This is a genomic window from Saccharopolyspora flava, from assembly GCF_900116135.1.
GTDB lineage: Bacteria > Actinomycetota > Actinomycetes > Mycobacteriales > Pseudonocardiaceae > Saccharopolyspora > Saccharopolyspora flava.
Genome location: NZ_FOZX01000002.1, coordinates 366,132 through 385,897 on the forward strand (window position 1 = coordinate 366,132; position 19,766 = coordinate 385,897).

The following is a 19,766-nucleotide window of genomic DNA, read 5'->3' on the forward strand; positions in this document are numbered from 1 at the left end:
GGCCCGGTACGGCGTCAGCTCGCGGCGGCCCGCTCGAAGGCGGCGCGCGGGTTCTCGATCTGACCCATCGACACGGCTTCCCGCTTGAACAGGAAGGCCAGCGTCCAGTCGATGACGATCCGCATCTTCCGGTTGAACGTGGGCATCCGGCTCACGTGGTAGCTGCGGTGCATGAACCAGGCGACGAAGCCCTTGGCCTTGAACCCGTAGACGTCGGCGACGCCCTTGTACAGGCCCAGACCCGCGACCGAGCCGGCGTAGGCGTGCCGGTACTCCTTGGTCGGCTTGTCCCGCAGGGTCGCCAGCACGTTCTTGGCGAGCTGGTCGGCCTGGCGGACCGCGTGCTGCGCGGACGGGGCGCAGGTGGCGTTCGGGTCCTCGTCGGTCTTGGACAGGTCCGGCACCGCGGCGACGTCACCGGCGGCCCAGACCCCCGGCAGACCCTCGACCTGCATGTGCGCGGAGGCCTTGACGCGGCCCCGCTCGTCCAGCGGCAGGTCGCTGTTCTTGACCACCGGGTTGGCCTTCACACCCGCGTTCCACACCAGGGTGTCGGTGTCGAACTCGGTGCCGTCGGACAGGACCGCGTGACCGCCCTCGACCGACTTCAGGAAGGTGTTCAGGTAGACCTTGATGCCGCGCTCTTCGAGCGCCTTGACGACGTAGACGCCCATCTTCTCGCTCACCTCGGGCATCACCCGGCCGGCGGCTTCGACGAGCACCCAGGACATGTCCTCGGGGCCCACGTTCGGGTAGTCACGGCTCGCGTAGCGGGCCATGTCCTCCAGCTCGGCCAGCGCCTCGACACCGGCGAACCCGCCACCCACGAAGGTGAAGGTCAGCAGCCGCTTGCGCAGCTCCTCGTCGTCGGTGTTGGCCGCGGCGTCCATCTTGGCCAGAACGTGGTTGCGCAGGTACGTCGCCTCGCCCACGGTCTTGAGCCCGATGCCTTCCTCGGCGAGGCCGGGGATTGGCAGCAGCCGGGACACCGAGCCCAGCGCCACGACGAGGACGTCGTAGGCGAGCGTCTCGGTGCCGCTCTGCGGGTTCTCGATCGTGACGAGCTTCTCGTCGTTCTTGATCTCGGTGACAGATGCGGTGATCACATGGCACCGCTTCAACACTCGTCGCAGTGGCGCTACCACGTGGCGGGGTTCAACCGAACCCGCGGCCGCTTCCGGTAGGAAGGGCTGGTAGGTCATGTGCGGCTGAGGATCGACGACCGTCACGGAGGCCTCACGGCGACCCAGCTTCTTCTGCAGCTGAAGTGCCGTGTACATGCCGACGTAACCGCCGCCGAGGATGAGAATCCGCGTGGGATCGGATTTACCAGCCATGGCTTTATCGTCGCACCACATACCGTGACCGCGCTGCAGCTACCCCCCTTAATGTGACGCCAGTCGCGAGTGGCGTCGATCACGATCAACGCGCGGTAGGCATCCATACGCGCTGCGTACGCGCTCTGTAACGAACAAGCGCGGAAGGGTGAACCGGGCCTGGGCTGCACCGTTGATGTCCGGCGAGCCGGTTGCCGCCACCCTACCGAATCTTCGGCGAGCGGGGCCGGACTCGAACCGATTCTTGACGAAGGTGACCGCCACCGGGGCGAACTTGTCAGAGAACGGCAACATCCAGGAAATTCCTCGTTGTTGATCAAGTCTACCGCCCGGCCCCGACCCCCACCGAACCTCCCACCGAACTCAACACCCCGGGAAGCAGAAGGACAGCTCCAGCCACAACCGCCCGTCTCTTCCACCGCTGACCCCGAACATGCGTAAGGCCAGGGTCCCGGTCTGCCCCGGGTGCACCTGGCCTTACGACTCGCCCGACGCCCACGACGCCGCGCTCCTGCGCCGAAGCTATCCCAGGAGCGCCCTGAGCTCCAGAACTCGATCGACTGATCCCAGCCACGCCCCTCGAGCGTTCCCGTCGCCCGTGCGCACGTGGTCGGTGCCCTGACGCTGACGGTCGTGCGGTGGGTTTCGGACCGTGCTGTCGGGCCGGGGTGTCAGGCTGCTGCGAGTCCGGTTCGGAGAGGGAGGGCGTGGGGATGTTCGGTTACATCGCTTCGATGAAGGCGAAGCCCGGTAAGCGGGACGAGGTCGTGGCGTTGCTGGTGGGTGGGGTGGAGAACCTGCGGCAGCACGGGTGCGAGTCGTACGTGGTGGCGACCTCGGCGACCGATGACGACACCATCTGGGTCACCGAGGTGTGGCGGAGCGAGGAGGACCACGCGGCGTCGCTGGAGCTGCCCGAAACCCGGAAGGCCATCGGCGAGGCGATGCCGCTGCTGACGGGGGAGTTCACCGGACAGGCGACCTCGATCGCCGGAGGCCTCGGCGTGTGACGGCGGTTGCCGGTGGGCGGTGACAGACAGCTGTCACCGAAGATCACCCATGATCAAGGACCGGAACGTCCGGACGACCTCGGCCGCACTGCGCCGTTCCGGCGTCAGCCGGCGGCTTGGTCGTAGACGTACCCAGCGACCTGCTTCCGGTACTCGGAGTACGTCTCCAAAGCGAGCGGTACCGCTGCGGCAACGATGTCGTAGTCGATGCGCAGGTACTCGTGGACGATCGCGTTGCGCATGCCCACCGAAGGCTTGATCTTCTCGACGAGTTCCCCGGTCAGCGCACCGGCCTGTTCCATCAGGTCGAAGCTTTCGCGGTAGTTCTCCGGGGCACGACCGAGGACCACCGAGCCGATGTGAGTGTTGACGTCAGCAGCCAGATCGACCAGGCGGCAGGTCAACCGCTCGACAGCGGCCGCCGTCACCGGCTCCGACCGGAGCTTGTCCGCGTCGAGCGGCGTGATGCTCTGCAGGGTGGTGGTTGCGCGGTCGACCGCGTCGAGCTTGTTTCGGAGGACTTCGACGTCCAGGCGTCTGGGTGTCATCGACCAGCCATCAGTTTGAGGTCGAGGAGGCGAAGGTGTTTGGTCTCCATCTCCGTCGTCAGGGCCGCGATCTGCGCCAGCGTGAACAGACTCGGTTCCGCCTCGTACAGCAGCACGCTCTGCGGGCTGAGCGCGCGGGCGCTGGCGACGACACCGGCCGAGTTCAGCACGAGGAGATCGATGCCGTCGAAGCCGGTCAAGTCCATCAGGTCGTTGATCAACCCGATGACGTCCAACTCGGTTCCGGGAAGAGAGCGACAGGCGATGTCGAGGTCGCCCGGAGGCCGCATCGGCGCTTCTTCGACCGCGCTGCCGTGCACGACGAGCAGATCGAGGCCGTGCCTGGCGCACAGCTCCTCGATCTCGCCGGACTCCGCTGCGGAGTCGAGTCGTCCCAGCGCTTCGCGCGGTGTCGTCATCGCTCACCAGCATAACCGGACGGTGCAGTGGTGGACCGGGTGCGAGCGGGCGCGGTTTTGCGGTTCAGCTGCGGTAGGGCTTGCGGGCGAGGGGTAGGGCTGCGGCCCAGATGCGGCGCCAGAGGGGGCCGGGGAGGTAGCGGCTTCGCTCCTCCCGGGCCACGCGGGCTCGGGGGTGCTCCTTGAAACCGGCCGAGCCTGCGCTGTAGGTGAGGCGGTATTCGAGGGCGACGAGGTGCTTCACGCTCTTGTAGCCGTACTGATCTGCGGAGACGAGGCGGAGCGGGGCTCCGTGCTCGGGCGGGAGCTCGGCGCCGTTGAGACGGGTGGCGGCGAGAACCCGGTCCGCGCAGGCGTCTTCGAGTGCGAGGCACGAGCGGAAGCCGTCCAGTCCCGTGGCCATCAGCCACGTCGCGCGCGGGTGCGGGTGGACCGCGTCGGCGATCCGGGCGGCGAGGTCGCGGAACCGGAACCCGGACCAGTGCAGGTCGAGCGCGCTCCACGTGGTCACGCAGTGCAGGTCGCTGCGCTGCTCGTGCTCGGGCAGCCCGTCGAGGAGCTCCGCGAGGTCGAACTGGGCGGGCCGCCGGACCGCGCCCTGGACGGTCAGGACCGGGCGTTCCGGCACGGCGGCGAGGCGTCGTGCGAACTCCGGGAGCCCGAACCGCTCCAGCTGCGCGACGCGCTGGCCGGTGGGGAGTTCTCGGTCCACCCTCCGAGCGTCCCACCGTCGGGGCCGGGTGTCCGGAGGACGGCAGTTTTAGTCCAAACTGCCGAGGGTCGATGCCCGAAATGTCCGGACAGTTTGGACTAAAACTGTCCCCTGGTGAGGAACGCACCCGAACCCTCTCGTTGCCCCGAGTGGTAATAGCGGGACGTTTCATGCGGTGGGAGTGCTCGGATCAGTCGGCCGCGGCCAGGGTTTTCGCCTGGGTGAAGACCTCTTGGAGCATCTCCGGGGTGAGTTTTCCGGTGAAGGTGTTCTGCTGGCTGACGTGGTAGCAGCCGAGGAGGTGGAGCGGGGCTCCGTCGTCGGTGGCGGGGAGTTCGGCGTGGGCGAGGTGGCCGAACTTCGGGCGCGGGCGGGGAAGCTGCCAGGCCGCGTTGGCGAGGACCGGGAGGAGGGCCTGCCAGCCGAAGGCGCCGAGGACGACCACGACCCGCAGCGTCGGCCGGAGCAGGTCGAGTTCGCGGACGAGCCAGGGGCGGCAGGTGTCGCGTTCGGCCGGGGTGGGCTTGTTGGCCGGTGGAGCGCAGTGGACCGGGGCGGTGATCCGGACGTCGCGCAGGGTCAGGCCGTCGTGCGATGAGACCGCGTGCGGCTGCGAGGCCAGGCCGACCTCGTGCAGCGCCCGGAACAGGACGTCGCCCGAGCGGTCCCCGGTGAACATCCGGCCGGTGCGGTTGGCGCCGTGCGCGGCCGGGGCCAGGCCGACGATCGCGATCCGCGCGTCGTGCGGGCCGAAGCCCGGGATCGGACGGCCCCAGTACTCCTCGTCGCGGAACGCGGCGCGCTTGACGCGGGCGATCTCCTCGCGCCAGGCGACGAGCCGGGGGCAGGCCGTGCAGCGGGTGACGAGTTCGTCCAGTTCGGTCAGATCACCGGCGCGCGGGGCCGCGTCGGCGGGCGAACCCACCGGGGAGGAGATCAACTCCGATGTCGTTTCCACGCTCCAAAACTGACAGAAGACGCCTCCGGTGGCACGTACTGTGGGCGGCATGGCAGAGGAGAAGGCCGCCGAGGCGACGCAGCAGGAAACCACCCCCGCCGAGCCGGTGGACGACCTGGTCAGCACCCATCACGCGATCACCGTGGACGGCACCGAGCTGTCCTACACCGCCACCACGGGACGCCTGGTGCTGCGCGACGAGGTCTACGCCGACGGCAAGTTCGACGGGCACAAGGCCAAGGCCGAGGTCTTCCTGACCTCCTACGTCCTCGACGCCGCACCGGATTCGAACCGCCCGGTGACCTTCGCGTTCAACGGCGGACCCGGGTCGGCGAGCGTGTGGCTGCACCTGGGCGTGCTGGGGCCGCGCCGGGTGATCTCCGGCGACGCCGGGGACCTCGCGCCGCCGCCGTACGGGCTGGCCGACAACCCCGAGACGCTGCTCAAGCACAGCGACCTGGTGTTCATCGACCCCGTCTCCACCGGCTACTCGCGGGCCGTCGAGGGCGGAAAACCCGGCGACTTCCACGGTTTCCAGGGCGACGTCGAGTCGATCGCCGAGGTCATCCGGCTGTGGACGACCCGCAACAGCCGGTGGATGTCGCCGAAGTACCTCGCCGGCGAGTCCTACGGGACGCTGCGCGCGGCGGCGCTGGCCGATCACCTGCAGTCGCGGCACGGGCTGTACCCGAACGGCCTGCTGCTGATCTCGTCGGTGCTGGACATGGGCACGATCCGGTTCACCGAGGGCAACGACCTGCCGTACTCGCTGTACCTGCCGACCTACGCCGCCATCGCCCACCACCACGGCAAGCACGGCGACCGGCCGCTGCGCGAGGTCCTCGACGAGGCCGAGAAGTTCGCCGCCGAGGACTACCCGTGGGCGCTGGCCCGGGGCGCGCGGCTCACGCCGGAGGAGCGGGCGGACGTGGTGCGCAGGCTCGCCGAGCTGTCCGGCCTGTCCGAGGACTACGTGGACCGCGTCAACCTGCGCATCGAGCACATCCGGTTCTTCACCGAGCTGCTGCGCGACGAGCGCAGGACCGTCGGCCGGATGGACGGCCGGTTCACCGGGTGGGAGCCGGACGCGGCGGTGGAGCGCTTCACCGACGACCCGAGCATCTCCGGCATCCGCGGCGCCTACTCGGCGGCGATCAACCACTACCTGCGCGAGGAGCTCGACTACCGCAGCGACCTGCCCTACGAGACGCTGACCGGCCGCGTTCACCCGTGGTCCTACAAGGAGTTCGAGGGCGCGGCGGTGTCGGTGGTGGACAAGCTGGGCTCGGCGATGCAGGCCAACCCGCACCTGCGGGTGCACGTGGGCTGCGGCTACACCGACGGCGCCACGCCGTACTTCGCCGCCGAGCACGTGCTGGCCCGGCTGCCCGTCCCGGACGAGCTGCGCGACAACATCGACGTCCGCTACTACCCGGCGGGCCACATGATGTACGTCCACGAGCCGTCCCGGCTCCAGCAGTCCGAGGACCTCGCGCGCTTCGTCAGCGGAACCTGACGCGGGAAATCGCGCGGCACGGCCCTCGCTTGCGATTGACAGGGCCGGTCGGTGGGTGACACTGATCGGGTGGTCAAGACGCTGCACCCGCAGAACTACCAGGACGTCTACTACGTGGGCGACTACTACCGGCAGGGCAACGCCGTGCTGATGGACCTCAGCGGCGTTCCGGGGTCCGAGGCGACGCAGCTCGTCGACTTCGCGGCGGGCCTGGTCGTCGCCCGCGGCGGCGAGATGCAACGGGTCGCGCCCAGGGTCTTCCTGCTCAGCCACCCCGAGCAGCAGAGCTGACACGACGCGGGCGCCCCCTCCGGAGAACCGGTGGGAGCGCCCGCGTCTCGTCGGATCAGGCCACGACGTGGGGGTGTTCCTCCGCGAAGTGGCAGGCCGCCGGGTGGGTGCCGGTGCGGATCTCCAGCTCCGGCGCCTTCTCGGCGCAGATGTCCTGCGCCTTCCAGCAGCGGGTGCGGAAGCGGCAGCCCGACGGCGGGTTGGCCGGGCTGGGGACGTCACCGCTGAGCCGGATGACCTCGCGCTTGCCGCGCAGGGTCGGGTCCGGCACCGGAACGGCCGACAGCAGGGCCTGGGTGTACGGGTGCTGCGGGTGCTCGTAGATCTCGTCCTCGGTGCCGACCTCGGCGATCTTGCCGAGGTACATCACCGCGACCCGGTCCGACAGGTGCCGGACCACACCGAGGTCGTGGGCGATGAACACGTACGACAGCCCGAACTCGTCCTGCAGGTCGCCGAGCAGGTTCATCACCTGCGCCTGGATCGACACGTCCAGCGCCGACACCGGCTCGTCGCAGACGATCACCTTCGGCTTGAGCGCCAGCGCGCGGGCGATGCCGATGCGCTGCCGCTGACCGCCCGAGAACTGGTGCGGGTAGCGGTGGATGTGCTCGGGGTTGAGGCCCACGACCTCCAGCAGCTCCTGCACCTTGCGCCGCCGCTCGCCCTTCGGGGCCACCTCGGGGTGGATCTCGAAGGGCTCGCCGACGATGTCGCCGACGGTGCGCCGCGGGTTCAGCGAGGTGTAGGGGTCCTGCAGCACGATCTGCATGTCCCGGCGCAGCTTGCGCAGCTCGGACCCGCGCATCTTGAAGATGTCGCGGCCCTCGAACGTCGCGGTGCCGCTGGTCGGCGGCTCCAGCCGCATCAGCACCTGCGCCAGCGTCGACTTGCCGCAGCCGGACTCGCCGACGACGCCGAGGGTCTCGCCCTTGTTCAGGTCGAAGGACACGCCGTCGACCGCCCGCACGTGCCCGACGGTGCGACGCGGGAAGCCCGCGCGCACCGGGAAGTGCTTGACCAGGTCGTTGACCTGGAGGATCGGCTCAGCCACGGCTCATCATCTCCTCCGCGAAGTGGCAGGCGCTGACCCGGCCCAACCCGAGGTCGTGGTCGGTCGGCACCTCCGTGCGGCACTTGTCCTCCGCCCGCGTGCAGCGGGGGTGGAACGGGCATCCCGGCGGCACCGCCATCAGGTTCGGCGGCAGGCCCTTGATCGTCTCCAGCTCCTGGCCCTTGAGGTCCAGGCGCGGGATCGACCGCATCAGGCCGTCGGTGTAGGGGTGGCCCGGTTGCTTGTACAGCGAGTGCGCGTCGGCGGACTCGACGATGCGGCCCGCGTACATCACCACGATCCGGTCCGCGACCTCGGCGACCACGCCCAGGTCGTGGGTGATGAGGATCAGGCCCATGCCGCGTTCCCGGCGCAGCTCGTCGAGCAGGTCCATGATCTGGGCCTGCACGGTAACGTCGAGCGCCGTGGTGGGTTCGTCGGCGATGAGCAGGGCCGGGTCCAGGGCCAGCGACATCGCGATCATCGCGCGCTGCCGCATGCCGCCGGAGAACTGGTGCGGGTACTCCTTCACGCGCTGCTTGGCGTTCGGGATCTTCACCTGGTCCAGCAGCTCGACGGCCTTGGCCGTGGCGTCCTTGCGGGACATGCCGCGGCGGGTCCGCAGCTGCTCGGCGATCTGGAACCCGACCGTGTAGACCGGGTTCAGCGCCGAGAGGGCGTCCTGGAAGATCATCGCCATCGAGTCGCCGCGCAGCTCGCGCCTGCGCTCCTCGGTGGCGGTGAGCAGGTCCTCGCCGCGGTAGCGGATCGCGCCCCCGGTGATCGCTCCCGGCGGGATGTCCAGGATGCCCATCACCGTCTGCGCGGTGACGCTCTTGCCGGAACCGGATTCGCCCAGCACGGCGAGGGTTTCGCCGGCGTCGACGTGGTAGTTCACGCCGTTGAGGACCTTCGCGACGCCGTCCCGGGTGCGGAATTCGACGTGCAGGTCCTCGACCTCGAGCAGACGTCCCGCCGAGGTCTCGTGTTCGTGTGCGGACACAGCGGTCACTCCTACTTCTGCTTCGGGTCGAGCGCGTCGCGGACGGCGTCGCCGAGCATCACGAACGCCAGGACCGTGAGCACCAGGAAACCGGCCGGGAAGAACAGCAGGTGCGGCGCCGACTGGATGTAGTTGCGCGAGTCGGCGATCATCACGCCCCAGGACACGACCGGTTCGCGCAGGCCGATGCCGAGGAACGACAGCGTCGCCTCCGCACCGATGAACCCGCCGAGCGCGATGGTCGCGTAGACCATGACCGGCGCGAGCGTGTTGGGCAGCACGTGCCGGAAGATGATCCGGCCCGAGCTGGCCCCCAGCGCGCGGGCGGCCTTGACGTAGTCCTGCTGCTTGGCCGCGATCGTCGCCGACCGCATGATGCGCATCGACACCGGCCAGGACAGCACCCCGATCGTGAGCACCACCTGGGTGACGATGCGAGTCCCGCTGGGGATCTTCACCTCGGCGTTCATGGTGGTGAGGATGACGATCGCGCCGAGCACGAACGGCAGGCCCATGAAGATCTCGGAGAACCGGGAGATCAACGTGTCCACGACGCCGCCGAAGTAACCGGCGATGATGCCGATGAACCCGCCGAGCAGCACGGTCAGCAGGGTCGCCGCCAGACCGACCAGGATCGACGCGCGGGCGCCGATGATGGTGCGGGCGTAGAGGTCCCGGCCGAGGTTGTCGTACCCGAACCAGGCGTCCGCCGACGGGGTGTCGCGGGCCTTGGTGAGGTCCTGGAAGTTCGGGTCCACGTGCGTGAACAGCTGCGGGAACGCGGCGATGATCAGCAGAGCCAGGATCAGCACCGAGGCGATCAGGAACAGCGGACGGCGGCGCAGGTCGCGCCAGGCGTCGCTCCAGAGTCCCCGGGGCTTCTCGTTCTTGGTCTCCTCGGAGACGGCCGCTTCGGTGTGCGCGGCCGCCGAATCGTCGGCCGCGAGGGTGGTGGGGGTTCGGTCAGTCATATCGGATCCTCGGGTCGAGCACCGCGTAGAGAATGTCCACCAGCAGGTTCATCAGCAGGTAGACCAGCACCAGGACGGTGACGATCCCCGTCACCGTGGTGCCTTCCTGGGTGGTGATCCCCTTGAAGACGAGGCCACCGATACCACGGATGTTGAACACGCCTTCGGTGACGATCGCACCGGCCATCAGCGCGCCCAGGTCGGTGCCCAGGAACGTGACGACCGGGATCATGGAGTTGCGCAGCATGTGCACGCCGACGACGCGGCGGGGCGTGAGGCCCTTCGCGACGGCGGTGCGCACGAAGTCGCCGTGCTTGTTCTCCATCATGCTCGTCCGCGTCAGCCTGGACACGTAGGCCATCGACAGGGATCCGAGGACGAACCCGGGAACGATGAGTTCGCCGATCGAGGGATCGGAGGAGACGGTGGGCCTGATGATGCCGAGCTCGGAACCGAGCACGATCTGGGCCACGAAACCGGTGACGAACACCGGCAGCGCGATCAGGAAGAGCGTGGACACCAGCACCAGGTTGTCCAGGAAGCCGCGCCCGCGCAGGCCGGTCAGAACACCGGCGGCCAGACCGATGACGCCCTCGATGATCAGGGCGACGATGGCGAGCCGGACGGTGATCGGATAGGCCTGTTCGAGCAGCGAGGAGATCGCGGTTCCGGAGTAGGTCTCCCCGAAATCACCCGTCAGCAGCTTCCCCAGGTACTTGATGTACTGGACGATGAGCGGATCGTCCAGGTTGTACTTCTGGTTCATCTCCGCGATGTAGGCGGGAGGACAGCCGCGGTCGCCGCACTTGCCCGCGAACGGGTCGCCGGGAATCGCCCACACCAGCGCATAGATGATAAAAGTCGTCCCGATGAAGACCGGGATCAGTTGCAGCAGCCGCCGCAACACGTAGCGACCCATCCTGGGCCTCCTCCATCAACAGCAGCGCGGGACCCGGCCCACCGGGTTTCGGTGGGCCGGGCCCGCACTCGGTTTTACGGGTTCAGGCGGACCGTGGTCAGATCGAGCTCACGGTAGGCCTTGACCTCACCTGCGGCGACTCGCTCCGAGAAGCCGTACTGCACCGGCTGGGTCCACAGCGGGATCGCCGGCAGGTCCTCCGCCAGCAGCTTCTCCGCGTCGGCGTAACCGGCGGTCGCGGCGGCCATGTCGGGAGCCGCGTTCGCCTTGTCCAGCGCGGCGTCGAACGCCGGGTTGGAGTACTTGTAGTCGTTCGACGACGCGTCCGTGCGGTACAGCTGCGTCAGGAACGTCTCCAGGTTCGGGTAGTCGGCCTTCCACCCGGTGCGGAACAGGCCGTCGAACTGGAACGCGTTGGCCTTCTGGCGGAACTCGCCGAAGGTCGGGACCGGCACGAACTGGGTCGGGATGCCCAGGTTCTGCTGGATGCTCGCGGCCACGGCCTGCACCCACTCGTCGTGCCCGCCGTCGGCGTTGGTCTCCAGGGTCAGGGTGCCCGGGAAACCGCCGGCCTGGGCCAGGTACTGCTTGGCCTTCTCCGGGTTGAACTCGCAGGCCTCACCGCACTGGCCGGGCCGGTAGCCGTCGACGGCCGGGGTGGCGAAGCCGTCCGCCGGGTCGCGACCGCCCGCGAACACCTGCTGGGTGATCGTCTTGCGGTCGATCGACATCGAGATCGCCTTGCGCAGCAGCGGGTTCTTGAACTTCTCGTCGTAGATCGGGATGCCCAGGTTCTGGGTGAGCAGGCCCGGCTTCTGCTTCGCGCGGTCGCCGAGGTCCTGCTTCCACTTGTCGCCGACCAGCGCGGAGACCGGGACGGCGCGCAGGAAGTCCAGGTTGCCCGAGACGAGGTCCTGGTAGGCGGTGTCGAGGTTGTCGTAGACCTTGAACTTGGCGCCCTTGATCGTCGGCTTGTCGGCGCCGGCGTACTGGTCGTAGGCGGTCAGGTTCAGCTCGACGTTCGGCTGGCGGTCCTGGAACTTGAACGGACCGTTGCCGATCGGGTGCTCCTCGAAGCCCTTAGGGTCGGCGAAGAACGAGTCGGGAAGCGGCATGTAGGCGGAGTAGCCCAGCACGACCGGGAAGATCGTGAGCGGCGCCTTCAGCTTGACGGTGAACGTCGTGTCGTCGACGACCTTGAGACCGGACATCTCCTTGGCCGGCGGCGGCGGGGCCTGTGCCGGGCCCTCCTCGCCGTCCGGGTCCTCGGACTGCAGCTGGTCGTAGCCGTCGATCTGCTCGAAGAAGCTCGCGCCCTGCATGCCGTTGGGACCGTAGGCGGAGTAGTTCCAGGCGTCCACGAAGTTCTTGGCCTTGACCGGCGTCCCGTCGTGGAACGTCCAGCCCGGCTTGAGCTTGATCGTGTAGTTCTGGTGATCGGTGGTCTCGATCTTGTCGGCGACCGCGTTCTCGACCTTGAGGTCGCTCGCGCGGTACTTCACGAGACCCGTGAACATGGAGCTCACGATGAAACCACCGTTTTCCTCGGTGGTGTTGGCCGGGACAAGAGGGTTCTCCGGCTCGCCCCAGTCCAGGGTGATGACGCCGTCCTCTCCCGAGCCGCTGCCGCCACCGCCGCAGCCGGTGGCGAGCAACGCCACCGCCAGCGGGGCCGCGACCAATGCGGCCAAACGTCCCTTTCGCATGTAGGTCCTCCCGCTTCCACGCGCGCCCCAGGTTGATTTTCCGGGGTCATCACGCACGACGGTTCTTCACCGTCGCGTCAGACGTGCGTAAACATAAGTGAGAACCGGGCGGCGGCAATGCAGTGTCACAAAGCCGTCACTTTCTGAATCGATTCACCATTCCCATTCTTTGCAAGTGAAACCACCTGTCCACGATCTGGGAACTAGCTGATGGACAGGGCAATACCGTCGAGGATGTCGTGCTCACTGGCTGTCATCGACGAGATGCCGCTGCGCTCGGAAAACTCCTGCGCCAGAACCTTGACCACCAGCGCACCGCCCCCGATGACGTCCACCCGGCCCGGATGCATCGATCCGATCTTCGAACGCTCTTCGTGCGTTGAAGAAAGAAGGCGTTCGGCGATTTGTTCGACACGATTCTGGGAAATATGGGAAAGGTGAATCGCCTGCGGGTCGTATTCCGGCAAATCCTGCGCGATGGCGGAGAGCGTGGTGACCGTTCCGGCCACCCCCACCCACGTCTTCGCCTCGCTGACGTCGACCCGCGCGAACGCCTCGTCGAGGATCTGACGTGCGACTTTCTCCGCTTCGAGGACTTCCTCGCCGGTCGGCGGGTCGTCGTGCAGGCACCGCTCGGTCAGCCGCACGCAGCCGATGTCGGCGGAGTGGGCGGCGGTGATGTCGGCGTTCGCGCCGTCCCAGGTGCCCACCACGACCTCGGTCGAGCCGCCGCCGACGTCGGTGACCACGAACGGGCCGTCCAGCGGGTCGAGGTCGCCGACCGCGCCGACGAACGACAGCCGCGCCTCCTCGTCACCGGTGATCACCTCGGCGTCGACGCCCAGCGTCTCGCGGACCATCGAGAAGAAGTCCTCGCGGTTCTCCGCGTCGCGGGTCGCCGAGGTCGCCACCATCCGGACCCGCTCGACGCCCTTGCGCGCGGCCATCGCCGCGTAGTCGACCAGCGCCTCCCGGGTGCGCTCGATGGCCTCCGGCGCCAGCCGGCCGGTGGCGTCCACGCCCTGGCCGAGCCGGACGATGCGCATCGTGCGGTAGATGTCGCGCAGGTCCTTGCGCCCGTCGTCGTGGACCGTGACGTCCGCGATCAGCAGGCGAATCGAGTTCGTCCCGCAGTCGATCGCCGCAACCCGTGCCATCGCACCCTCCTCGACCAGCTGCGCACCGGCGTTTCCGGCCGCTCCCCCAACGCTATCGGGACCCGGCCACCCCGGAGACAGCGCCGGGCCGCGCGCGTTGACGGCAACGCGCGCGGCCCGGTTCCGGGGTCCGGCCGGTCAGCGGGGCTGGTAGTCCTCCGGGACGGTGCAGGGTGCGGCGACGCCGCCGGCGTCAGTGAAGACCTGACCGCCGGCCTGCGCCAGCAGCGGCAACGACTCGCCGGGCTGGACGTCCTCGCCCGCCTCCGGTTCGAGCAGCGAGAACTCGCCGCGGTCGAGCAGCTCGGTGTCGCACGGCTGCGGGACCTGCGAGCCGGGAGCCTGCGAGGTCGGCGGCTCGGCGCTCGGCTCCGAGGACGGGGATTCGGTGCTCGGTTCCGGAGTCGGGGTGCTCGACGAGCTCGGCGGAGCGCTCGGCGCGGGCTCCGATGTGGACGGCTCCGGCGTCGGGGTCTCCGAGCTCGGCGGCGTCGTCGGGACCGTCGGGGTCGGCGCGGGTTTGGTCGTCGGCTCGTCGCCCGGCAGCTGCGGCGGCGCGGGCTCGACCGGCGGCACCAGCGGCGGCTCCGCCAGGCCGGACTCCGGAACGGGCGCCGGGGCGGGCTCCTGCTGCTCCGGGGCCGGGGTGAGCGGCGGGAGGGCCTGCGGCTGCGGGTCCTCCACCGGCGGGACCGGTTCGATCCCGGGAACGGTCAGCGGCGCGGGCGCGGGCATCGCGAGCGCGCCCGGATCGGCGGACACCCGCTCCCCGGCGAGCACGTCGCCGGCCGCCGGGGCCAGCTCCGCCGGGGTCGGCGTGACGCCGCGGCGGTAGGCGTCGGCCCAGACCATGACGGTGCGGACGTAGCTCTCGGAGTGGTTGTAGCGGAACACCGCTGCCGCCAGCTCGCGCGGATCGCTGAGGTCACCACCGCCGCTGCACAGGTAGGTCCCGGCCGCGGCCGCCGCGTCCGGCAGGTTGTGCGGGCTCGCGACGCCGTCCTCGTTGCCGTCGGTGGCGAACTTCCGCCAGGTGGACGGGATGAACTGCATCGGACCCACGGCCCGGTCCCACACCGGGTCGCCGTCGAAGCGGCCCGCGTCGGTGTCCGGGATCGCCGCGATGTTCGGCCCGCCCGACAGCCGCGGCCCGAGGATCGCGTGCGTGGTCGTGCCGTTGACGTCGATGTCGCCGCCGCGGGCGTGCCCGGACTCGATGCGGCCGATCGAGGCCAGCACCGACCAGTGCAGCCCGCACGCGTGCGTCTGCTCCACCGAGCGCGCCGCCTGCATGTAGGCGGCCAGGACGGGTTCGGGGATGCCGAGCTCACCGGTCGGCAGCTCCACCCGGGGCGCGGCCTGCGGCACCGCCGCCAGCTGCTCCGGGTCGGCGGCCTCGTCGAGCACGCGAGGGCTCAGCGCCGGTGCCTGCGGCAGGTTCCCGCTCACCCCCAGCTGCCGGAGATCCGGCGAGTGCTGATCCATCGCGGTCGGCAGCGCGGACGCGCTGACCAGCGCCGCCGGCAGCGCCAGGACCGGTGCCATCGCGGTGGCCGCCAGCCACTTCCGCGCCCGATCCCCCACCACGGCGCGCGTCTGAGCCTTCCGCCGGATCTTGTTCTTGCGGTTCGCCACCCGTGAAACCCCCACACCAGAGTTCGAGCCTCCGCCAGAGCCGAGTCCCTGGATACACCAGGTCGGGAAGCTCCGCCGACCGGAGAACGGGCAGGTTCACCCGACCGAGCCGACCGCCCGGGGACGGGGAAGTTTTCATGAAAACTTCCCACCTCACGATCTCTCCCGACCCGTTCAACTCGGAAGTGGTTGTGCCTAGGCTCCGGAGCATGACGCTCACCGACGAGCTGCGCGCGTTCAGCACCCACCAGGTCTCCAACCAGTCCGTCCCGCTGTCCGGGTTCGACCCGCTGGCCTGCGATCCCGCGCTGGGCTCGGCGCTGACCCGCTACGCCGTCGGCGACCTCACCCCGCTCGCGCTGGAGGCCGGGTCGGCCGAGGCCCGCGAGCACGGCAGGCTCGCCGACGAGAACCCGCCGCAGCTGCGCACCCACGACCGCTACGGCAACCGGATCGACGAGGTCGAGTACCACCCGTCCTGGCACTGGCTGATGGAGCGGGCCATCGCGCACGGCCTGCACGCCGCGCCGTGGGGGCAGGGGCCGGGCGCGCACCTGCGCCGGGCCGCCGGGTTCTACCTGTGGTCGCAGGCCGAGGCCGGGCACGGCTGCCCGATCTCGATGACCTACTCCTCGGTGCCCGCGCTGCGCTGGTCGCCCGAGCTGGCCGCCGAGTACGAGCCGAAGCTGACCGCGCCCGGATACGAGTTCGGTCTGCGGCCGCCGCAGGAGAAGTCGGCGCTGCTCGCGGGCATGTCGATGACCGAGAAGCAGGGCGGCTCCGACGTCCGCACCAACACCACCACCGCCGAGCCGCTGGCCGACGGGACCTACCGGCTCGTCGGGCACAAGTGGTTCACCTCGGCGCCGATGAACGACCTGTTCCTCACCCTCGCCCAGACCGCGAACGGGGTGAGCTGCTTCCTGGTGCCGCGCGTGCTGCCCGACGGCAGCCGCAACGAGATCCGGCTGCAGCGGCTCAAGGACAAGCTCGGCAACAAGTCCAACGCCTCCTCGGAGATCGAGTACACCGGCGCCATCGGGCACCTCGTCGGCGAGGAGGGGCGGGGGGTCCGCTGCATCATCGAGATGGTGTCGATGACCAGGCTCGACTGCGTTCTGGGCGCGGCGGCCAACGTCCGCATCGCGCTGTCGGAGGCCGCCCACCACGTGCAGCGGCGCAGCGCGTTCGGCGCGCGGCTGGCCGACCAGCCGCTGATGCAGCAGGTCATCGCCGACCTGGCGCTGGAGTCCGAGGCGGCGACGACGCTGGCGATGCGGCTGGCCGCGGCGGTGGAGCAGCAGGAGCACGACCTGCTGCGGCTGGCGCTGCCCGCGACGAAGTTCTTCGTCTGCAAGCGCGCGCCGTACGTGGTGGCCGAGGCCCTGGAGTGCCTGGGCGGCAACGGCTACGTCGAGGAGTCCGGGATGCCGCGGCTCTACCGGGAGGCGCCGCTGATGTCGATCTGGGAGGGCTCCGGCAACGTCACGGCCCTCGACCTGCTGCGAGCCCTGGCCAAGCAGCCGAGCAGCCGAGACGCGATCCTCGCCGAGCTCGACGCGGCAGGCGGCGACAACGCGATCTACGACGGAGCCGTCCGCCGGGTCCGGGCGGAACTGGCCGACCCCCGGCCGGAACGCGCGAGGGCGCTGGCGGAGTCCCTGGCCCTGACCCTGCAGGCGGCACTGCTCCAGCGCTACGCGCCCGCAACGGTGTCGGACGCCTTCATCGCCACCCGCCTCGGCGACCCCGGCCGCACCTTCGGCGCGACCCCGATCCCGAGCCCCAAGACCCTCGTCGACCGCATCGCGCCGGGGAGGTGAGGGCCGTCGGACAGTTTTAGCCATAATTGTCCGGACAAAACGGACATTGATCATGGGTGATTATGGCTAAAACCGTCACCGGTGGAACCCGCGTTCCGAAGTGCGGAAGGAATCTGGCCTCAGCGGGCGAGGAGGTAGCGGTGCTCCGGCCAGCGTTCGGCGATGAGGTCGATGGCCTCGTCGCCGAACGGGTTCACCCCCGGCCCCTTGGCCAGGGCGTGGGCGATGTGGACGTGCAGGCACTTCACCCGGTCCGGCATCCCGCCCGCGCTGACGTCCGTGCCCAGCGACTCCAGGGCGTCGCGCTCCGCGAGGTAGGACTCGTGGGCGCGCCGGTACACCTCGGCGAGCTCGGCGTCGGTGGCCAGCCGGTCCTGCATCTCCTTCATCAGCCCCTCCGCCTCGAACGTCGAGGCGTGGGCGGTGAGGTCCGGGGCCGTCAAGTAGTACAGCGTCGGGAACGGGGTGCCGTCCTCCAGCCGCGGCCAGGTCTGCACCACCGTCGGCTCACCGGAGGCGTCGCGCGCCGCGATCGCGTGCAGCCCCCGCGGCGGCCGTCCGAGCTGACGCCGGACGCACTCCCGGTCGGCCTCGCTGACCAGCGACGTGTCCACCTTCACGAATCCTTCCCCAACACCGAGTTCCACATCTCCTCGTACCACGGCACCCCGTCGTCACCGGGTGCCCGCGGAGGCGGCGGGGCCGGGGCCTGCGGCACCTCCACGATGTAGGGCGTCTCGCCCGGGCGGACGTAGCCGAGGCGCGCCCGCGCTTCGGCCTCCACCTGCTCCGGGTCGGACAGCTCCTGCTTGCGCTGCTCCAGCTGGCGGACCTGCACCTCCAGCTCGGCGCGCTGCGCCTCCTGCGCGTTGAGCTCGTCGCGCTGGCTGAGGTAGGTGCGCAGCGGCACCGCCACGCTCAGCGCCATCACGCACACCAGCGTCGCCAGCACCGCCGCGCGACGCGTCGAGGAGAGCTGGAACGCGCCGCCGGTGCTGGACCGGGGCCTGCTCGCCGGACGCCGCTTCGGCGGCGGCTTGCGCTGAGCCGACTTGCCCTGGGAAGCCTTGCCCTGGGCGGCTCGGCCCTGGGCCGAGTCCCGGCGGGCGCGCACCGGCCGGCGCGACGGCGGAACCTTCCGCTCGCCGCGCCCCTGCGAATCGGATGCGCGCCCGGCCGGCATGACTCAGCTCTCCGCGTTGAACCGCGGGAACGCCAGGTCACCCGCGTAGCGGGCGGCGTCGCCGAGGCCCTCTTCGATGCGCAGCAGCTGGTTGTACTTCGCGACCCGCTCGCTGCGCGCCGGAGCACCCGTCTTGATCTGGCCGCAGCCGGTGGCCACCGCCAGGTCGGCGATCGTGGTGTCCTCGGTCTCGCCGGAGCGGTGGCTCATCATCGACTTGTAGCCGCACGAGGTCGCCAGGCTGACCGCGTCCAGCGTCTCCGACAGGGTGCCGATCTGGTTGACCTTGACCAGCAGCGCGTTCGCGGCGCCCTTGTTGATGCCGTCCTCGAGGCGCTCCGGGTTGGTGACGAACAGGTCGTCGCCGACCAGCTGCACCTTGTCGCCGATCTGCTTGGTCAGCTTGGCCCAGCCGTCCCAGTCGTCCTCGCCCAGCGGGTCCTCGATGGACACCAGCGGGTACGCGGAGACGAGCTCCTGGTAGTACTCGGCCATCTGGTCGGCGGTGCGCTTGCTGCCCTCGAAGTTGTAGGTGCCCGCCTCGAAGAACTCGGTGGCGGCCACGTCGAGGGCCAGCACGATGTCGCGGCCCAGCTTGTAGCCGGCCTTGTCGATCGCCGAGGCGATCAGGTCCAGCGCCTCGCGGTTGTTGGGCAGGTCGGGGGCGAAACCGCCCTCGTCGCCCAGGCCGGTGGCCAGGCCCTTGGACTTCAGGACCGACTTCAGCGCGTGGTAGGTCTCGGCACCCCAGCGCAGCGCGTCGGCGAAGGTGTCCGCGCCGATCGGCGCGATCATGAACTCCTGGATGTCCACCCCGGTGTCGGCGTGCGCGCCGCCGTTGAGGATGTTCATCATCGGCACCGGCAGCACGTGCGCGTTCGGGCCGCCGATGTAGCGGAAGAGCTCCAGTTCCGAGGCCTCCGCGGCGGCCTTGGCCACCGCCAGCGAGACGCCGAGGATCGCGTTGGCGCCCAGCCGGGACTTGTCCGGGGTACCGTCGAGGTCCACCAGCTTCTGGTCGACCACGCGCTGCTCGGTGGCGTCCAGGCCGGTCAGCTCCGGGCCGATCTCGTCCAGCACGGCCGAGACGGCGTTCTCCACACCCTTGCCGCCGTAGCGGCCGGCGTCACCGTCGCGCAACTCGACGGCCTCGTGCTCGCCGGTCGACGCGCCCGAGGGGACCGCCGCACGGCTGAGCGTGCCGTCCTCCAACGCCACTTCGACCTCGACGGTGGGGTTACCGCGCGAATCGAGGATCTCGCGGGCGCCGACCTGTTCGATGATCGCCACGTGTGCTCCTAACCAGCTTGGATCCATAGGACGGGAGCAACCGCCACGACGTTCCCGCACGCCGCGCTCCGGCCGTCCGCCCCGACAACCGACTACGAGCCTAACCGGGCCGGTACCGCGCTCGCCGCAGACTCGCGATGCGGTGATCTGCGCCGCTCGTTCTCCGCTCCCGTGTCGCGTCCGCGACATCTGCCCGTCACCGCAAGACCATCCGGTCGGACGTCTCGGAACAGC

General features: G+C 69.7%; 19 protein-coding genes. 4 read left to right on the forward strand and 15 right to left on the reverse strand.

Annotated features, from left to right (window positions below):
* Positions 1 to 14 precede the first annotated feature (14 nt).
* Entirely contained in the window at positions 15 to 1,337 is a 1,323-nt protein-coding gene (locus BM424_RS08580; RefSeq protein WP_093415171.1) for an NAD(P)/FAD-dependent oxidoreductase, read from the reverse strand.
* 713 nt (positions 1,338 to 2,050) lie between these two features.
* Here BM424_RS08580 and BM424_RS08585 point away from each other — a divergent pair.
* Complete coding sequence (locus BM424_RS08585) at positions 2,051 to 2,347, forward strand: putative quinol monooxygenase (protein WP_093415172.1); 297 nt, start codon at positions 2,051 to 2,053, stop codon at positions 2,345 to 2,347.
* A gap of 104 nt (positions 2,348 to 2,451) precedes the next feature.
* Here the strand turns inward: BM424_RS08585 and hepT are convergent, their stop codons facing one another.
* The 4 genes from hepT to BM424_RS08600 form a co-directional block, all read right to left on the reverse strand.
* Complete coding sequence (hepT, locus tag BM424_RS28760) at positions 2,452 to 2,895, reverse strand: type VII toxin-antitoxin system HepT family RNase toxin (protein ID WP_175547989.1); 444 nt, start codon at positions 2,893 to 2,895, stop codon at positions 2,452 to 2,454.
* Entirely contained in the window at positions 2,892 to 3,314 is a 423-nt protein-coding gene (locus tag BM424_RS28765; protein WP_175547990.1) for a nucleotidyltransferase domain-containing protein, read from the reverse strand. The genes hepT and BM424_RS28765 overlap by 4 nt, the downstream gene beginning before the upstream one ends.
* 64 nt (positions 3,315 to 3,378) lie before the next feature.
* The gene (locus BM424_RS08595) at positions 3,379 to 4,026 is read right to left on the reverse strand and encodes a molybdopterin-dependent oxidoreductase (protein WP_217649653.1); all 648 of its coding nucleotides are present in this window, start codon (positions 4,024 to 4,026) and stop codon (positions 3,379 to 3,381) included.
* 190 nt (positions 4,027 to 4,216) lie between these two features.
* On the reverse strand, positions 4,217 to 4,951 hold the full coding sequence (locus tag BM424_RS08600) for a uracil-DNA glycosylase (protein ID WP_281248723.1): 735 nt from the start codon (positions 4,949 to 4,951) through the stop codon (positions 4,217 to 4,219).
* Positions 4,952 to 5,033: 82 nt separating this feature from the next.
* Between BM424_RS08600 and BM424_RS08605 the strand changes: the two genes are divergently transcribed.
* Positions 5,034 to 6,500 carry a S10 family peptidase gene (locus BM424_RS08605; protein WP_093415176.1) on the forward strand — a complete coding sequence of 489 codons (1,467 nt, stop codon included), beginning with the start codon at positions 5,034 to 5,036 and terminating at the stop codon, positions 6,498 to 6,500.
* 51 nt (positions 6,501 to 6,551) lie between these two features.
* Positions 6,552 to 6,791, forward strand: coding sequence for a cell division protein SepF (locus tag BM424_RS08610; RefSeq protein ID WP_139274030.1), 240 nt, complete (start codon positions 6,552 to 6,554; stop codon positions 6,789 to 6,791).
* A 55-nt stretch (positions 6,792 to 6,846) separates the two neighbouring features.
* On the opposite strand, the gene BM424_RS08615 is transcribed toward BM424_RS08610, so the two are convergent.
* The 7 genes from BM424_RS08615 to BM424_RS08645 all read right to left on the reverse strand — a co-directional run bounded on the left by BM424_RS08615 (position 6,847) and on the right by BM424_RS08645 (position 15,236).
* Positions 6,847 to 7,845 carry an ABC transporter ATP-binding protein gene (locus BM424_RS08615; RefSeq protein ID WP_093415178.1) on the reverse strand — a complete coding sequence of 333 codons (999 nt, stop codon included), beginning with the start codon at positions 7,843 to 7,845 and terminating at the stop codon, positions 6,847 to 6,849.
* Positions 7,838 to 8,848: an ABC transporter ATP-binding protein gene (locus BM424_RS08620; protein WP_245775714.1), complete on the reverse strand. Its 1,011-nt coding sequence runs from the start codon at positions 8,846 to 8,848 to the stop codon at positions 7,838 to 7,840. Before BM424_RS08620 ends, BM424_RS08615 begins: the two co-directional genes overlap by 8 nt.
* Positions 8,849 to 8,859: 11 nt before the next feature.
* Positions 8,860 to 9,819, reverse strand: a complete 960-nt coding sequence (locus BM424_RS08625; protein ID WP_093415181.1) for an ABC transporter permease — start codon at positions 9,817 to 9,819, stop codon at positions 8,860 to 8,862.
* Positions 9,812 to 10,738: an ABC transporter permease gene (locus BM424_RS08630; protein ID WP_093415182.1), complete on the reverse strand. Its 927-nt coding sequence runs from the start codon at positions 10,736 to 10,738 to the stop codon at positions 9,812 to 9,814. Before BM424_RS08630 ends, BM424_RS08625 begins: the two co-directional genes overlap by 8 nt.
* 74 nt (positions 10,739 to 10,812) lie before the next feature.
* Positions 10,813 to 12,429, reverse strand: coding sequence for a peptide ABC transporter substrate-binding protein (locus BM424_RS08635; protein WP_093415184.1), 1,617 nt, complete (start codon positions 12,427 to 12,429; stop codon positions 10,813 to 10,815).
* A gap of 218 nt (positions 12,430 to 12,647) precedes the next feature.
* Positions 12,648 to 13,601, reverse strand: coding sequence for a Ppx/GppA phosphatase family protein (locus BM424_RS08640; protein ID WP_093415185.1), 954 nt, complete (start codon positions 13,599 to 13,601; stop codon positions 12,648 to 12,650).
* 138 nt (positions 13,602 to 13,739) lie between these two features.
* A complete protein-coding gene (locus BM424_RS08645) occupies positions 13,740 to 15,236 on the reverse strand; it encodes a lytic transglycosylase domain-containing protein (protein WP_245775715.1) in 1,497 nt (498 codons plus the stop codon).
* Positions 15,237 to 15,445: 209 nt separating this feature from the next.
* Here BM424_RS08645 and BM424_RS08650 point away from each other — a divergent pair, with 209 nt between their 5' ends.
* The gene (locus tag BM424_RS08650; protein WP_093415187.1) at positions 15,446 to 17,059 is read left to right on the forward strand and encodes an acyl-CoA dehydrogenase family protein; all 1,614 of its coding nucleotides are present in this window, start codon (positions 15,446 to 15,448) and stop codon (positions 17,057 to 17,059) included.
* A 119-nt stretch (positions 17,060 to 17,178) separates the two neighbouring features.
* Here BM424_RS08650 and BM424_RS08655 read toward each other — a convergent pair whose 3' ends face one another.
* Genes BM424_RS08655 through eno form a run of 3 tightly spaced genes read right to left on the reverse strand, consistent with a single transcriptional unit; the run spans position 17,179 to position 19,532 of the window.
* Complete coding sequence (locus tag BM424_RS08655; RefSeq protein ID WP_217649671.1) at positions 17,179 to 17,673, reverse strand: DUF501 domain-containing protein; 495 nt, start codon at positions 17,671 to 17,673, stop codon at positions 17,179 to 17,181.
* A gap of 2 nt (positions 17,674 to 17,675) precedes the next feature.
* Complete coding sequence (locus BM424_RS08660) at positions 17,676 to 18,242, reverse strand: FtsB family cell division protein (protein WP_175547992.1); 567 nt, start codon at positions 18,240 to 18,242, stop codon at positions 17,676 to 17,678.
* Positions 18,243 to 18,245: 3 nt separating this feature from the next.
* Positions 18,246 to 19,532 carry a phosphopyruvate hydratase gene (gene eno, locus BM424_RS08665; protein ID WP_093415190.1) on the reverse strand — a complete coding sequence of 429 codons (1,287 nt, stop codon included), beginning with the start codon at positions 19,530 to 19,532 and terminating at the stop codon, positions 18,246 to 18,248.
* Between the last annotated feature and the right edge of the window lie 234 nt (positions 19,533 to 19,766).